Here is an 18,172-nt window from a genome sequence, read left to right on the forward strand (position 1 = left end):
TATTGAGGGTCTCTTTATTTGAATATATGAAATCATTCGTCTCTTAAACTGTTTACAGGGTTAACGATTGCTGCTTTGATAGATTGAAAGCTCACGGTAAGTAATGTGATTAAAAGAGTCAAAATACCCGAGAGAAAAAACACTGATATCGGTAGGGTAGTTCTAAAAGCAAACTCCTGAAGCCAGTTTGTAGCAAAATATAAAGCAATAGGTATCGCAATTATATTTGCTATAATAACCAAGATGAAAAATTCCTTATTGAGCATTTGAATAATATTGAATACTGTTGCGCCGAGCACCTTTCTAATTCCAATTTCCTTGGTTTTCACTTTTGCCGTATACGTACATAAACCTAAAAGTCCTAAACAGGATATTAATATTGTTATTATTGCAAAGAAATTAAAGATAGTGCCTTGTTTTTGGTCAGTAGTATACAATTTTTGATAGCTTTCATCCAGGAAATTGTAAGTGAAAGGCATATCATTATAATATTGCTTCCAAACTTGTTCCATGACATGTATAGCAGCAACAGTTTTATTTTCATTTGTTTTTATATAAAGCTGCCAAGCATCTTTTGGATTAAACTTGAAGACGATAGGTTCGATCTTCTGACGTACACTAGCATAATTAAAATCCTTTACAACACCAATAATAGTTCCCGGTACAGTTCTGATTCTCAAACGTGTGCCAATAGGATTTTTTAATCCCATTTCTCTGACAGCCGTTTCATTAATGATGAAATGAGTAGAGTCCGCCAATGAACCAGTGAAATTTCGTCCTTCTAATAGTTTTATCTTAAAGAAATCGAGCGTATGTTGATCTGAATGTGTAATATTAAACCAAAGATTTGACTTTGCAGGTTTTCCCTCCCAATCGTTATCTCCTGTAGCATCACCACCATAAACCATATCTCGGCCAAGTCGGATGACATCACTTATCCCTTCGTTTTTTAGCAATTCATTTTTGATAGCATCAAAATGTTGCCCCATTTTTGGACCCATAGGAACCGAAAAGATATGACTCTTTTCGTAACCGAGATTTTTGCTGCGTATAAACTCTAATTGCCGACCGATTACAAGAGTCATTGTTATTAGAACAATAGAAACAGTAAACTGCAAGATGACCAATACCTTGCGAAAACTTGATTTCTTTATACCAAGATTACCTTTTAATACCTGGATAGGGTCAAAAGTTGAAAGTAAAAATGCAGGATAGATACTTACAAGCAGCAATGTACCAACAAGTAAGATCAAGATATAGCACCATAAATTAATCTGATTTATATGAAGAGATAGCTGTTTACCAGAGAAGCTATTGAAAAGCGGGAGGAAAATGAAAACAACGGTTAGTGCTATTGCCACAGCAAAAAGAAATAACATCGTAGTCTCTAAGATGAATTGAAAAAAAAGTTCCTTTCTTCCTGCACCTATAATTTTGCGAATACCAACCTCTTTTGCACGATATAAGGAGCGCGCGGTCGACAGATTGATGTAATTAATACTTGCTATCACCAGAATCATCAGGGCAACGCCTATAAAAATATGTACCGTACCGATTCCACCATCGCTGCCATCCATGTGGTACAAGTGTACTTGAGACAAAAGTTGGGCCACATAGGGTACAGGTGTATCCTCTGGCTTATTGCGTTCATGTATCTGCTGTAATTTTTGGGTTAAAGCAGTTAAGTTCGCATGCGGTGTTAACATCAGATAAGTCTCAAATGAAAAACTAGACCAATCCATATCCATTGATGACAAATAGGTCTTATTGTCGTAGGTGGTTTTCTTTTTTATATAAGCTTGCTCATTGAATCTCGAAATGGGAAGAAGGACCTGAAATTGCATACTCGAGTTTTCGGGGTAATCTGCTATAACACCAGACACCACACATAGCTCATCTACTCCAATCGTGACAGTCTTACCAATTGCGTTTTCATCTCCAAAATAACGACGAGCGGTACTTGCTGTGATGATGATCGAATTGTTGTCAGGAAATGGTAACTGTTTGTTGCCTTGAATTAAAGGGAAACTAAAAACAGAAAAGTAGCTAGGATCTACAAAAGCGAAACTTTTTTCGATAAATCTTTTTTCTTTATACTTGATAGGAGCATCACCAATTTTGAATATACGTACGGCATCTTTAACTTCCGGAATCTCTTTTTTTGCAACAGTTCCGACAGGGGCAATAATATTCTCAAAGATTTTTTTAGATATTCCAGTGCCTCCTTCAATGCCAATTTTGTAAATAACCCGCTCATTCTTATGGAATCGGTCGAAGGATAATTCATCCTGTATCCAAAGCATGAGAAATATGCCTACGACTAGTCCCGCCGACAATCCTAAAATATTAATGGCAGTATAGAATTTATTAGAAAAAATACTTCGCCAGGCGATTTTGATATAATTCTTTATCATGATTGGTCGGTTATTAGATCGATTGGGTCAATTAATATTATCTTTTTTTTTAACATAGAAAGCCGTCGATTTCAATAAATCGACGACCTTCATTCTTATACTTAACACTTAACAAACTCAACATATTATAATTACTCATCCCTTAAACTATCGATGACATTTACCTTCGCTGCTCGTATAGCTTGATAACCAATGGTCAATCCTGCTAGCAATAGTGCGATGCTTCCACCGATTAAGAACAACCCGATATTCAAGTCCGTTCTAAAACTAAAATTGGTCAACCATTCATTTGAAAAGTACCAAGCTAAGGGGCCTGAAATTAAAATAGAAATGACCAATAAACCAACAAATTCTTTTCCCAGTAATTGAACGATTTGTGGTATGGTTGCACCTAAGACTTTGCGGATTCCGATTTCTTTCACTTTTGTCTGGGCTGAATTGGCCGCTAACGCTAAGAGCCCCAGTGAAGAAACAAAAATTGCAATCGAAGCAAAGATGTTGAAAAGCAGTCCGGTACGTAAATCCGACTTGTACATCTGATCAAACTTACTATCCAAAAAGGTATATTCAAAAGGTTGTTCCGAAGGATAACTATTGTAAATCGTTTTTACTTTTTCAATCGCTTTTTGTGCATTTAAAGCTGTGGTTTTGATATACAATGTACCTGCGAAACTATGTGTCCAAAAGACCATCGGACCAATCGGTTTTTTCAAATTATTGAAGTTGAAGTCCTTCACTACTCCAACGACTGTCCCAGGTACGTCATGCAACGATATTTGAGCTCCCACATAAGGTTGTTTCAACCCCATCTGTTTGGCCATGGTTTCGTTGATAATATAACTTGAAGAGTCAGCAGGCACACCTTTGATATTACCACCCTCAACAAATTTCATACCCATTAATGGAATGAAATTTTTGTCTATAGTAGCTCTACCAACAATGAGCGAATAATCTTTTGGACGGTTTGGCCAGTCGATATCGCTGGTAGAATTGCCATAACTCATGGGGTCGTAAAAACCATTGATGGAATAAGAAACAATGCTAGGATCTTCGGCAAGTTTAGCAGCTACAGTGGATTTATTTTCAAAGGCCCCTTCATTCAGCTTTACAGTAAAAATATACGAAGTGTCGTACCCTAGGTTAAATTCACGGATAAATTTCATCTGTTTTTGAATGACTAAAGTACAGATGATCAAAATAATCGAAGTTACATATTGAAATACGACCAAAGCTTTTCGAAAAATACTATTAATAGGTTTCGATGATTTACCTTTTAATGCTGCTATTGGTTTAAACGAGGATAGTTGAATGGATGGGTAGATGCTAGACAGTAATACTGTCAACAATAATGCAGACCCAATTAAAATCCAAAGTGCAGGATTATACAGGTTAAAAACCATTGATTTCCCAGAGATGCTGTTGTACGCAGAGAAGGATAATCCGACCCAGAGAGCGGCGACAAAAGTCGCTATAATAAAGGTTAAGAAGGTTTCGGCCATAAATTGAAAGAACAACTGCTTTCGACTGGCTCCTACAATTTTTCGGATACTGACTTCCTTCGCCCTATCCATAGCTCTGGCAGTAGAAAGGTTGACATAATTGATAGCACCAATAAACAATAATAGCAAGGCCACTATTCCAAAAATCTGCACCATGCGCAATGCCGATTTATTACCGTCTGGAGCGATCAAATGCTGATCAGTAAGTGATCCAAGTTTGAAGGTCGTCTTTGTATCTCCTTTCCGTGCTTTGATATATGCGTTATTAATGTGTGCAATTGCTTGTTCCGGATCAGCTGCTGGATTTAATTTTAAATAGGTATTAAAGTAATAATTACCCAAATCTTCATCAATCGTTTTCCATGCCCCATTGCCACCATTTTCAGTAAATGATTTAGCAAGATATCCCATGGGAAATATAGCATCATATTTGATTGATGAGTGTTGAGGCATATCCGCAAAGATCCCTGTCACTAAAAATGGTATTTTACCTAATAGGAGCGTTTTGCCTAAGGCATCTTGTCCATTGAAAAGTTTTTGACGCAGCGTTTCGCTAATGGTGACCTCGTCTATGTTTGTCAATAAGTTAGGCTTACTGGATTGTAGAATAGGGAATGAAAAGAACTTAAAGAACGAACTATCAGCATAGGCTATCGCAAGTCCCGTATAGACATCTTTTTGCTCCTTTAAACTTATGATTCCATAATCTTCAGCCGCTATCCTGACAGATGTTTCAATGGCAGGGACGTCTTTTGCATAAAAGCCAACAGGGCCAGGTGTACTATTGGAAATTTGTTCCTTATCTCCGTCTTTCCAAATGTGATGAACATTGTAGATACGTTTGTAATCTTGGTGAAACCGGTCATAATTAATTTCATCCTGTACCCAAAATAAGATCAAGATGGCAGCTGCAATACTGATGGAAAGTCCTAAAATATTGATGGCTGTGTAAAACTTACTTTTTTTAAGATTACGCCATCCAGTTTTGATATATTTAAAAATCATAAGGAAATTATGTTCTAGTTGGTAGTTATCACTTTTCGAATTTTCTATTTAATTTTAAAGTCCAATACCTAAGCCATTGTTTTAATTCGCTCATATATAGATTTTTAGCTATTTTTTTTCATTCGTTAAAGTGTACGCTTACGAACACTTAGCGTTCGTAAGCGTACACTTTAAGAAAAGTTACTGATCCCGTAAACTTGTCACCGGATTAGCTTTAGCTGCTTTTAAAGCCTGGTAACTGACTGTTAACAAGGCAATGAGCAAGGCACTAACGCCAGCTACGGCAAACATCCACCAATGCATATCAATATGGTAAGCAAAATTATCCAACCATTTATGCATCGCCCAATATGCGATAGGTGTCGCGATACAGATAGCAATAATGACAAGTTTGATAAAATCAAGAGACAATAATTGTATGATTCCAAAAACACTTGCTCCCAAGACTTTACGAATTCCAATCTCTTTAGTACGTTGTTGCGCAGTATAAGTAACCAGACCTAAGAGTCCCAAACAGGCAATAAAAAGAGCAAATCCTGAAAAGGTGGTGAAAATTCTTTGGAAACGGTAATCTGCTTCATATTGACGTTTAAAACTCTGATCCAAAAATGTATAATTAAATGGAATCTGGGGAGCGAGACCTGTCCAGATCTTTTCGATACGGGCAATAGTTTCCGGTTGATTTGCTTGCTGCAATTTAATCGTTATAAACTTGCTGCTCGACGGCTCTAATCGTAAAGCAAGTGCTTCAACCTTATTATGTAGAGATAGGTAATTAAAGTCTTTTACAACGCCAATAACCTGTCCCTCTTTACCCCATTGAGCAAATCGTTTCCCAATAATCTCCTGCGGATTGCTATAACCCCAAAGTTTAGCCGCAGCTTCATTGATGATCATGGAATGCGCACTGTCGGCGGGGAAATCCCGGGAATAAGCCCGTCCTGCAACCATTTCAATACCCATGTTAGGGATAAAATCAATATCTACCTCAAAAAGTGCAGGACCCATTTGAACCATTTTCCCCTCAGTAGATTCTATCTCTGTGCCAGCATTAGGAAAAAATGTACCCGGAACACTGCGCGATGATGATACCGCAATGACGTCCTTATCTCTCTTAAACGTATTTTTAATTGCTTCTAAATTTTTGTTGACCTCATCGTCAAAATTATAATCGATAACAAGCATCTGATCTTGCTGAAAACCAAGATTCGTATGTTGCAGGTGATATAATTGTGAAAAGACAATACAGGTTCCTGAAATAAGTACAATGGATAAACCGAATTGAAAGATCACTAATCCTTTTCTTAAAAATTGGCCTCCAGCAGCAGTTTTAAATGTTCCCTTTAAAACTTCAATAGGTTTAAAACGCGCTAAAATAAAAGCAGGATAACTGGCTGCAACAATACCGGTTATCGTCACAATACCCAAGAAGATACCGAGTGTGGTCAAATTGAATAGATTGCTCCAGGCAAAGTGTTTTCCTGCAAAGGCCTCCATGGAAGGAAGAAGAATGATAACCAATAGCAACGCCAATAATGCCGCGATAAAAACTAAAGCTAACGATTCACACATAAATTGAAGGATCAAATTACGGTGGTTTGCACCGATAGCTTTACGGACACCTACTTCTTTTGCTCTTTCCATAGATCGGGAAGTCGCCAAATTCATGAAATTTACACAAGCTATAAAAAGGATAAATAGACCTATGATGGCAAATATGTATAGATTCTGTACACTACCTGTTACACCGGGCTGTCTACCTGCAGCCGAATGCATATACGCATCCAGCATCGGTTCAAGATAGAATTTAAATTTACCTTTTGCAGAAGGAACATGCTTTTCGAGAAATTGAGGAATTTTCTGATTAAAATTAGAAAGGTTAAATTGATCGGATACCAGTATGTAGGTATAAAAATCGACATATCCCCAAGAGTCAAAAACATCTGAACGCGCTTGTTTAAATGTTCTCATCGATAACAAGGCATCAAATGTAAAGTGAGAGTTGGTAGGTACATCTTCAATAACCGCTGTGACTTTGTATAGTCCCGGGTCTGCACGTCCAGCGGTAAGTCCCCCTTCTAATGTTTTCCCAATCGGATTTTCATTTCCGAAATATTTTTTTGCCGTACTTGCTGTTAAAACAGCAGTATAGGGTGCTGTCAAAGCGGTTGTTGGATTACCAGCCAATACTTTCCAGCTAAAAACATCAAATGCGGTTGAGTCCATGAAAAAGACACGTTCTTCTTGGAATACCTTTTCTTTATTTTTTAAAGAAATAGAGGTTACTCCTGAAAATTGAACCACATTTTTGACTTCTGGAAAATCCGCTTTTAAAGCTGGACCTATGGGGGCAACCCCCCATACATAATTTCTGATTAGTTTTTCGTTGTCTTCGATAGAATTGATAACGCGGTAAATACGGTCTTTTTTAACATGGTATTTATCATAAGATAGCTCATCATGAATATATAAGACGATTAATAAACAGCAAGCTAACCCTATGGCTAACCCAACGATGTTGATGGAAGAGTAACCCTTGTTTTTCCAAAGGTTTCTCCATGCTGTTTTTATATAGTTCTTAATCATTTTTTATAATTTAGGTAGTTAATTTCGTTGGAGCATTTAAGCTTTAATTGCATTATTCATCTTTTAAACTATTAACAGGATTGGCTATTGCCGCTCGGATGGCTTGGGTACTGACCGTAAATAAAGCGATGATGATGGCTAGAAGTCCTGCGACAGCAAACATCCACCATTGCACCTGGATACGATAAGCAAAGTCTTGCAACCACATGTGCATCATCCACCAAGCTATAGGCGATGCGATGATGATGGCGATGAACACCAGCCGGATAAATTCGAAGGATAACATCCGCGCAATATCGGATACCTTAGCCCCGATGACTTTTCGAATCCCGATTTCTTTTTTACGTTGATGTGCAGTGAATATGGCCAAGCCCAGTAGTCCCAAACAGGCCACAAAAATGGTCAGTGTCGCAAAAATGGTTAAAAGCTGTCCAGTCTTAAGCTCCGATTGATAGGTTTGGTTATAGCGCTCATCAAGAAAAGAATAGTCGAAAGGAAGATCCGAAGGAAAGGCATTGTACTGCTGTTTTACTGTTGTCAGTAATTTTTCCATGTTTGTTGCTTTGGTTTTGATAATCAGATTTCCTGCCTGATCACTTAAGACCATCACTAAGGGAGCAATGGTTTCATGTAGGGGCTTGAAATGAAAATCTTCGACCACACCAATCACCTGTAGCACCTGATTATCCTTATCAGTCAATGTTCTTCCAATGATATTGTCATTCCACCCCAGATTTTTAGCTGCTGTTTCATTGATGACTACCGAAAGGCTGTCGTTACCATATGTCTTTGAAAAATTGCGTCCTTCCTTTAACTTCATTCCCATGGTAGGAATGTATTGATCGTCTACATCATATCGCAGTGTTTTTACCCATTGATTTGGGTTCTCCTTAGGATAGATGAAAAAATTGTTATTATAGGTCGCTCCAGCGGGTAGGTAAGAAGAGTGGGAGATATGTAATATCCGACTATCTTGAACCAATCGGTCTGCAAATGCTTTTTCATTTGAACCTAAAGGCCAACTTTGAACAATAATAACATTTTCCTTATCGTAACCCAATTTGATATGGCGCATGAAATCCAGTTGGCGGCTAACCACGACCGTACAGAAGATCAAACCCACTGAAACTATAAATTGAAATACCACGAGACCACTCCGTAGTCCCAAACCTTTTGTCGAAACATTAAATCTGTTTCTTAAGATCATTATTGGATTAAAGGAAGATAAATATAAAGCAGGGTAGCTACTCGAGAATAATCCAATCAGTAAACCAAAACCAATTAACATGGGAATGGTTGTAAATGGAGATAGCTGTTGTATCTCTAGCGATTTTCCTGAAAAATGATTGAATACTGGAAGGCTGAGCAGGACAATAACCACTGCTAATAGGAGTGCGATATAGGTGATGAGAATCCCCTCTGTGAAAAATTGGATCAATAACTTTTGCTTTCCCGCTCCCAAGACTTTTCTTACGCCAATTTCTTTAAATCTTTTAGATCCACTAGCAGTGGATAGGTTCATGAAATTGATGGTAGCGATCAATAGCATAAAAAGGCCGATTACGCCAAAAATGTAGAGGTAGCTGATATTTCCAGAAGGGCTCAGGTCGTAAACGAAATCGGAATGTAAGTGGATATCGGTTAAAGGTTGCAGGTAAAGTCCAATTTTATTTCCAGTTTTTTTATAATCCTCATAACTCATTCCAAAACCAGCCATAAACTGTGGCCCTACATGTTTATCAAATAAAGAAGCGAGCTTGCTTTCAACCTGTTTTAGAGAAGCATCCTTTTTCAATAGGGCATACGTATAATATTCGGAGGTCATCCAGGAAGTGGACCTAGCATCTTCGAGGGCTTCAATAGAAGTGAAGATATCAAAATTGAAATGAGAATTTTTGGGGATGGCCTGCATCACACCTGTTATTTTTAAAATAGACTCACTCCCTTTCATCGGCAACTCTTTTCCGATTACATCAATCGTATTGAAGTACTTTTGAGCCATTTTTTCAGATATGATGGCGGTATTAGGTTCTGCCAGTGCCGTCAGCATATCTCCTTTTAATAAGGGTAATGTAAACATGCTAAAGAAGGATGCATCCACATAAGCCAGCTGCTCTTCGTGGAAAACCTTGTCACCAACTTGAAATAGTGGGGTACCACCTATTCGTAGACGGGCAGTTTCTTGGACATCCGTTAATTCAGCCTTCATGGTAGATGCTACAGGCGGCATGACATGAGCTTCCTTGATATCACCCCCTTTTACATTTCCTTTAAAAACAACACGAACGATGCGGTCGGCTTGTTTATTGTACCGATCATAGCTGAGCTCATCCGTAATATATAGGCTGATGAGTAAGCATGTCGCGATGCCTAAAGCCAATCCACATACGTTGATTAATGAAATCGAAATATTCCGCTTTAGGTTTCTTACTGCTATTTTGATGTAGCTCTTGATCATGGCTGTTGTTTTTTAAGATGTTATCATGGATTTATGATTTTAACCTTTATTCATCTATCGCTATTCATCACGTAAACTTTCTACGGGGTTTATAAGGGCGGCTTTTAATGCCTGATAGCCTACTGTAATTAAAGCAATGCTTAGCGCAAATACCCCAGCGACCGCAAATGACCACAATGGAAATGTAATCTTATCATTAAAGTCTTGTAGCCAATGAGAGAATATCCACCAAGCTATAGGGGTCGCGATAAGTAAAGACAGGATAATTAAGCCTATAAATTTCGTGGAGAGCAATTGAACAATTTTAAATGAACTTGACCCTAAAACCTTCCGAACGCCGATTTCTTTTTTTCGTTGTTCCGCAGTGAAAGCAGCCAATCCAAATAAACCCAAACAGGCAATAAAAATGGTGAGCACTGAGAAGGTTGAAATGATATGGTTTGTTCGGTTTTCCGCTGTGTAATATTTCTGGATGTGTTCGTCTAAAAATTGGTAATCGAATGCCACTTCAGGGAACTGATGATTGAATAATTGCTGTATCTGAGCGATATAAGATGGTACGCTTTGCGTATCGTAACGAATGAGTAAGTAGCGGTAGCTTTCATTCGGGCTATTGGTGCGATAATACATATAACCACCTACAGCATCTTTTAAACTTTGAAAATTAAAGTTGCGTACCACCCCTACAATAGTTGTGCGGGGAGATAGTTCAGTGGGAATGATCTGTCCCACAGCATCATTGGGGTTTGTATAACCTAAATAAGACGCAATCACTTCATTGATCAACAGGTAGCAGGAGGAATCCGTAGGTGCTAGGTCATTCGGTAAATCTTTCCCAGCAATGAGGTGAAGACCAAGGGTAGGAACTACGGTTCCTAAACTACTGGAGGTATTGACCGGTAAGCCTTCTTTAGTCTCGCCAGGACGATGGATTTTTTTGCCACTTTCACCAAAACCTGGGAAGGTCTGTAGCGTAGCAATACTTTGGGTACCAGTCAAACTTTGAATGGACTCATTTAAATTTTTCAACTTATCCATCGATGTGATGTAACGTATTGGCATCGTAACGATGTTGGTTGGTTGATAGCCAAGGTCCTTTTTAGCGATATGACGCATTTGTAAGGAAATAATGATAACACCAATAATCAGAACAATGGAACAGGTGAATTGGAATATAACCAATCCGTTACGAAGGTACTGTGCAATCTTACTTTGCGTGATGCTATTTTTCATCAACGAAAGGCTTGGGATATTGGCCATCACGAAGGCTGGATAACTTCCCCCCAGGAGTGTTATGATGAACCATATGGCCAAAGAGATACCTATATTCGCCATGCTGAGCAGGTTAGCAATGGTAATGTCAGAGCCAATGACATGGCTGAACGAAGGGAGGGCTATTATTGCCAACAACAATCCAAACATAATGGAAAAAAAGGCGATAATTCCTGTTTCAAGGTAAAATCGCAACTTGATTTGGTTGCGGTGGGCACCCAATACTTTATTAATTCCGACTTCCTTACCATTTTTTTGGGAGCGGGCAGTCGCTAAGTTCATGTAGTTAATGCAAGCGATAAGAATAATAAGAAAAGAAAGGAAAAATACAGTATTTACCGTTTTCATATTTCCTTTACGGGTGGACATATTATCCCGTAAATCCTGTGAATTTAGGTAAACATGCGATAACGGTTGTAAATGAAATTGGGTCAAGTATTGATTCTCTTTTGGTACATATTTATCAATGAGAGCAGTCGCCTTTTCTGCTATGATTGTAGGGTCAGCATGTTTGTTCAATAAACAAAAAGTAAAATAGCTGGCATTGGACCAATGGACATTTTTACCCATCCACGAATCCAGGATATTCAGGAAAATGTCTCCTTCAAAAGAACTATTCACCGGGAAGTCCTGAAATACGCCCGATATGTTGAGTGTGTCTCGCTGATTGATGATTATTTTTTTGTTTAATGCAGGTTCTTTACCAAATATTTTGTCCTTCTTACTGGAAGAAATGACGACACTATTGGGGGTCGAAAAAGCGGTAAGGCTATTTCCTTCTGTAAATTTCACATCGAAAAGATTAAACAGGGAAGAATCCGTGAGGTAAATGTTTTTTTCAATGAAATTATGATCATTAGCACGAATAGATCCAAATCCAGTAAAATCTAAGCGTACCAAACGAGCAGTTGTGTTTACTTCCGGAATGTCACTCTGCATTGCTGGGCCAACAGCATTAGGAAGGTTACTCCTTTTTTCGTGATTGTATTCAGCATTTGCCTGCATGATGACACGATAAATGTCAGCCTCTTTCTTAAATTGTCCATTATAACTTAATTCTTGACGGCCATAGGTAATCAATAAGATAGCAATGGCTAAACTGATGGCTAAGCCAAAAATGTTTAGCATACTGAAAAAACGATTCTTCCAAAGGCTACGCCAAGCGATTTTGATATAATTTTTTAACATGGTATTTTTTATAACACTAATTTTATTGCCTGTAAAGGCACTATTACTTTTTACTCATTCCTCAGGTTGTCAGAAATATTCGAACGCGATGCTTTTAAGATATGGACACCTATCGTACAGGCTGCGATGACGAGAAGGACAGCAGCAGAAATCGTGAATAGCCACACATTAAGCGATATCCGGTAGACAAAGCTTTGTAGCCAAGCATCAGCTGCCCACCAGCCAAGAGGGAGAGCAATCAATACCGCCAATGCCACAAGTCGAATAAAATCCTTACCAAGTAAAATACCTAGATCGCCCAAGTCTGCACCCAATATTTTACGGATACTGATTTCTTTCGTCCGACGTCCGATCAAAAAAGCGGTAAGCGCGAAAAGGCCCACAATGGCCAACGCAATAGCCGTAAATCCGAAAAAGGTAACAATGCGTTGCAAACGGATATGACTGGCAAATAATTGCTGAAAATTTTCATCTAAAAAGGAGTAGCGGATGCCTAAACCTGGTTCGATATCTTTCCAAAGTTTTTCAATTCCCGCAACCGTTTTGTGGCTATCACTGCCAGAAATTTTAATCAATATGGCACCACCAGATTGAAAGTAACAAGCTTCATTACCAATGGTGAAGACTGTAGGTTGTATTTCTTGCTCAAAACCCGATACATTGAAGTTTTTTACGATTCCAACCACTTCAATAGGGATGCTGTCACAACCAAGGTAGCTGATATACATCCCGCCGTTTGCGTGTTGAAGGCCTAGTTTATGAGCAGCAGCTTCATTAATAATCGCCGAACGGGTATGTTGGTCCCCATGGTTATTATTGAATAACCTACCGTCAACTAAATCGATATGGAGTGTTTTAAAATAATCCTGACTAACCTTGACCGATCCCATGCGATACGATTCACCTTTATGTTTAAAGTCTGTGGTCGACGTATCCGACAAAACATCGCCAGGTACTTTTGTTGTTTTCGCTACGGACTGTACCCCTGGGATACGAAGCAGTTCATTTTTCACCTGATCAAAATTCTCTTCTCGAGTTTTCATCATGAATGCCTGTACACGTAATACCTGTTCGCTAGAAAAACCCTTGTCCGAATGCTGCATATACGTTAATTGACGGTTGACAACAACGATGCTGATAATGAAAAAAGCAGCTACCACAAACTGAACCACGATCAACCCATTGCGCAGAGCAAGACCCTGTTTACCCGTAGAATAATCACCTTTAAGTACCTTTGTCGTATTGTAGCGCGAGAGGAAAATAGCGGGGTAAAGACCAGAAAGTAAGGTGACTACTAGGAGACATCCGATGACTTGGGCTATTAATGTCCAAGAAGAACCTAGTCCGAATAAGCTTAGCGATACGTGGAAACTCACGATTGAAATAGGGAATAGCGATACTCAGAATTAAGATGGATAGGAGTAAAGCGATGATACATTGCAACGCAATCTCGATCATAAACTGCCAAAATAAATTACCTCGGCTGGAACCTAATACTTTTTTTATACCCACTTCCTTAGCACGACGTAAAGAGGAAGCAATGGAAAGGTTGCTGAAGTTAATCGCACCAGTAAAGAGCAACAATATGGCTAAAATGAGTAAAATGGAAATCGTACTAATTTGACTGCTTCCATACTTGGGGAAGTTATGGATATCATGTACCGCATCGACAAAAAGACTTTCACGATTAGTAGATTTGATATACTCCGGATAAGTTTTCCCTTTTTCTTTCTGTAGTCTTTCCCTGTAGTAGATTTGATCGATGGCAGATTCTAGCTCATTTCCCGCTAGGACATTTTTGGTTTTGACATAGGTATGGAATGACCAATTTCCCCAATGATAATTGTCATTTTCAAATGGCGAACGGTGTACGATTTCAATAGCTAAGTGGGTAGGTCCTTTTGGATTTTCCATAACGGCAGTGACCTCCAACTCAAACGAATTGAATACTTTAATGGTTTTTCCTATTGGGTTTTCTTTTCCGAAAAACTTGGATGCCATTGCTTCACTGATGACCATAGCATTGGGTTTTTGCAGTGGATTTAAGGCATCACCCGCTACGATCTTATAAGGAAACACGTTGAAAAATAGCGAATCAGCTGAAATCATACCGCTTTGTGAGAATGTTTTTTCACCCACCGAAAGGGGTGCTTCAAAAGTGGCATCTGGCGAAATCTTCGTACTTGCTTCTATTTGTGCCCCCTTTTCTCGCAACAAATTTGCCAAAGGAGCTTGTGTGTTGGGAGAAATATCACTCTCGGCTTTACGTAAAGAAACTTTGTATACTTTTTCCAACTCCGGATCCCAACGATCATAATTCAGCTCATAATTAAGGTATAATAAGATGATCAAAAAACTGGTTAAACCTACGGTTAGTCCAAGAATATTGATGGCCGAGTATCCTTTGATTTTCCAAAGGTTCCGAAAGGTTAACTTCAAATAGTTCTTTATCATATTATTTCGTGTTGGAGTATGGATATCTCTTTTAATTTTTGCTGAGTATCACTAAGTGATATGGTTCTAATGTATTGTTATGGTATTTGTCCTCAATCAGTGTATGCAATTCTCTTTACAAAGCTGCTGTCTCCATAATCACCTGCCCATCAAGCATGCGGATCACACGGTCTGAAAATTTAGCATCATGCTCACTGTGGGTAACCATCACGATCGTTGTACCTGCTTCATTCAATTCGGTCAATAATTGCATAACTTCATTACCATTATTCGAATCCAAGTTACCTGTAGGCTCATCGGCCAAAATCAGTTTCGGATTATTGACCACCGCACGAGCCACGGCAACACGTTGTTGTTGTCCTCCAGAAAGCTGTTGTGGAAAGTGATTGCGACGGTGCATGATCTGTACTTTTTCCAAGACCTCTTCTACACGACGCTTGCGCTCAGCTGCAGGTACGTTGGTATAAACCAAAGGAAGTTCAACGTTTTCAAATACCGTCAGTTCATCAATGAGGTTAAAACTCTGAAAGACGAAACCAATATTGTGCTTCCGTAAGTCCGAGCGACCACGCTCTTTGAACTTAGCCACTTCAATATCATTGAACAGGTAGCTTCCTTCATCCAAATCATCTAAGAGACCTATGATATTGAGCAAAGTAGATTTACCACATCCTGAGGGGCCCATGACGGCAACAAATTCACCCTCTTTCACATGGATATTCAAATTGTTGAGTGCCACGGTTTCCACTTCTTCTGTACGGTAGTACTTTTGAAGGTTGCTGATTTTGATCATATTTTTTGTGCTCATAGCTAAGTGTATGTTATTTCAGTTATCAATGGGTAATTAAGTTTATTTTTACGTTGTCTTCCATTTTATTCAGGCCTTATTCGTCCCGTAACGTTTTAGTTGGATTTGCTAGGGCAGCCCGTAAGGCTTGTGAGCTTACCGTTAGTGTAGCAATTGCTAGGGCAGCTAATGCGGCCAGGGCAAATACAATCCAACCTATTTCTATTTTATAATGATAGGAGTTTAACCAGTCCTGCATAAACCACCAAGCGAGCGGAAAAGCGATGAGACACGATACGCCGACGAGTATAATGAAGTCTCTATTGAGCATGCCTATTAATTGGTTGACAGATGCACCCAATACTTTTCGGATACCGATTTCTTTAGAGCGTTGTTCGGCTGAATAGGATGCTAATCCAAATAAGCCTAAACAAGAAATAATGATAGAAAGTACTGCAAATACGGATGCTAGTTTTTGAATCATCAGCTCTGAACTAAATTTCGTATTAAATGTTTCGTCCAAAAACTTATATTCAAAGGGGTAACCAGGATTATTCGTTTTTATAATTTTTTCAATTTGTGCTATCGCTTTTGGTAAATCTGTTCCTGCTTTTGTTCTGATATTGACAATCCCCGTTACATCGTTAAAAGGAGCAAAAGCTACAGGTTCAGGTGATGCAGCATACACATTATTGTAAACAAAATCATGTACAACACCTGCTACGATATAAGAGTCGCTACCAAAACGGATTATCTGTCCAGCGGCCTTGCCATCTGCTTTTATCATTTTAGCAAAGGTTTCATTGATAATAATGGAACTGCTATCGCCTACAAATTTTGAACGAAAATTGCGACCATCATATAATTTCATGCCTAAGCTCGTGATCAGATCTTCATCTGTTTTTAAAATACCGATGAGAGGGTTCGTGTTTTTGTCTTTACCGTCCCAATCAAAGCCGCCACTATTTGAGTAAATCTCCATGACATTCATATCGCTTATGCCAACGGCCTCAATATGGCCAGTCGCTTTAAGTTCATCTTTAATAACAGCTAAGTGCTCTGCCATGTCGCCACGTAATGGAGTCGTGATGACCTGACTACGGTCGTAGCCCATATCTCTATTTTTGGCATGTTGAATTTGCTGATAGATAATAATCGTGCAGATAATCAAAACAACAGAAGCACTGTATTGTAAGATTACAAGACCTTTACGGATAAAACCAGCCGATTTCCCTTTTTGTTTACCTCCCTTTATTGATTTTAACGGGTTCAATGATGATAAATAAAATGCAGGATAGCTACCGGCTAATAGTCCACAGCTGAATATGATGCCGATCATAAAAAATAGGTGTGTAGATTTGAATAGGTTTACGTTTAGCTCTTTATAGATAAGGCTGTTGAAAGAACTGATGGATAAATAAACGAATCCTATAGCGACTAAAGTTGATAGAAAGGCATATAAAAGTGATTCGCTCAAAAATTGGAATATAAGTGTTTGACGACTTGCCCCCACGACTTTACGCATCCCCACTTCTTTGGCTCTTTTCTCGGAACGGGCAGTAGCTAGGTTCATAAAATTAATACATGCAATCAAAAGCACAACCCAAGCAATCACGCTAAACAAACGGACGTATTTAATAAACCCTTCTTGTTCATGACCGTCTTTATCAAATCGATTATACAGGTTCCAACGCTCCATGGGGTAGATGAAGTTTTTGGAAAATGTAACTTGACCATCAGTCTTACGCGCTACAAATTCGAGCATTGCAGCATTGATTTTAGTGATATCAGCATTTGTTTCCGTTTGCACTAACGTCATCACACTGTTACTACCCCATTGGTTTAACCACTGATTAGTCGCTTCATATTTTTTGAAATTAATCAACCAGTCAAAGCGATAACTACTATTTTTTGGAAACTCTTTCACGATACCAGATACGATATAGCTTTCCTTATTGTTTACGCGAACGGTCTTTCCGATAGCAGATTCTTTTCCAAAGAGATTCTGAGCAACACGTTCATTTAAAACAATATTGTTTAAATCAGTTAAGGCAGATGCTCGATTTCCTGCTAAAAACTCGACGGATAAGATATCTAGTATAGCGGGGTCGGCATGGTACCCACGTTGATATAAGTTTTTATCACCCACCGAGAAAAGAAACGAATTGCTCCAATCCAAGCGGGCTACATTTTTGATACCCGGAATTTCCGCTTGAATAGCAGGACCTAACAACCCTGGAGTAGCCTCAAAAACACTGATGGCGTCATCGTATTTCTGTTGGGATTTTACGACATAGATATCTTTTTTGTTTGAAAAGTGATCATTTCGGGTCACTTCATTCTCCACCCATAGAAAAATCAGAGACGCTGCCGCAATTCCAATGGCTAGTCCAAAGATATTCAGAAAGCTGTAACCTTTGGTTTTCCAGAGATTACGAAAGGCGGATGTGAAAAAATTCTTAATCATTTTAATGCATGTTTTGGTTAATCAGTTTAGGGCTCATTCCAA

General features: G+C 38.7%; 9 protein-coding genes. All 9 read right to left on the bottom strand.

All coding sequences use genetic code 11. The annotated features are described in order from the left end of the window. Positions 1 to 32: 32 nt before the first annotated feature. A complete protein-coding gene (locus tag ACFX5U_RS02580) occupies positions 33 to 2,414 on the bottom strand; it encodes an ABC transporter permease (protein ID WP_400262416.1) in 2,382 nt (793 codons plus the stop codon). Between the two features lie 131 nt (positions 2,415 to 2,545). Continuing rightward, positions 2,546 to 4,918: an ABC transporter permease gene (locus ACFX5U_RS02585; RefSeq protein ID WP_400262417.1), complete on the bottom strand. Its 2,373-nt coding sequence runs from the start codon at positions 4,916 to 4,918 to the stop codon at positions 2,546 to 2,548. 180 nt (positions 4,919 to 5,098) lie between these two features. Next, a complete protein-coding gene (locus ACFX5U_RS02590; protein ID WP_400262418.1) occupies positions 5,099 to 7,504 on the bottom strand; it encodes an ABC transporter permease in 2,406 nt (801 codons plus the stop codon). 52 nt (positions 7,505 to 7,556) lie between these two features. After that, positions 7,557 to 9,962 (bottom strand): ABC transporter permease, encoded by a 2,406-nt coding sequence (locus tag ACFX5U_RS02595; protein ID WP_400262419.1) that lies wholly within the window; start codon positions 9,960 to 9,962, stop codon positions 7,557 to 7,559. Positions 9,963 to 10,022: 60 nt separating this feature from the next. Then, the gene (locus tag ACFX5U_RS02600) at positions 10,023 to 12,422 is read right to left on the bottom strand and encodes an ABC transporter permease (protein WP_400262420.1); all 2,400 of its coding nucleotides are present in this window, start codon (positions 12,420 to 12,422) and stop codon (positions 10,023 to 10,025) included. A gap of 50 nt (positions 12,423 to 12,472) precedes the next feature. Then, entirely contained in the window at positions 12,473 to 13,594 is a 1,122-nt protein-coding gene (locus ACFX5U_RS02605; protein WP_400263563.1) for an ABC transporter permease, read from the bottom strand. Between the two features lie 52 nt (positions 13,595 to 13,646). Beyond that, positions 13,647 to 14,876 (bottom strand): ABC transporter permease, encoded by a 1,230-nt coding sequence (locus ACFX5U_RS02610; protein WP_400262421.1) that lies wholly within the window; start codon positions 14,874 to 14,876, stop codon positions 13,647 to 13,649. Between the two features lie 115 nt (positions 14,877 to 14,991). Beyond that, complete coding sequence (locus tag ACFX5U_RS02615; RefSeq protein ID WP_038702102.1) at positions 14,992 to 15,669, bottom strand: ABC transporter ATP-binding protein; 678 nt, start codon at positions 15,667 to 15,669, stop codon at positions 14,992 to 14,994. Positions 15,670 to 15,760: 91 nt separating this feature from the next. Beyond that, positions 15,761 to 18,130 (bottom strand): ABC transporter permease, encoded by a 2,370-nt coding sequence (locus ACFX5U_RS02620; protein ID WP_400262422.1) that lies wholly within the window; start codon positions 18,128 to 18,130, stop codon positions 15,761 to 15,763. Positions 18,131 to 18,172: the final 42 nt, after the last annotated feature.

Source organism: Sphingobacterium sp. SG20118 (genome assembly GCF_044740685.1).
GTDB lineage: Bacteria > Bacteroidota > Bacteroidia > Sphingobacteriales > Sphingobacteriaceae > Sphingobacterium.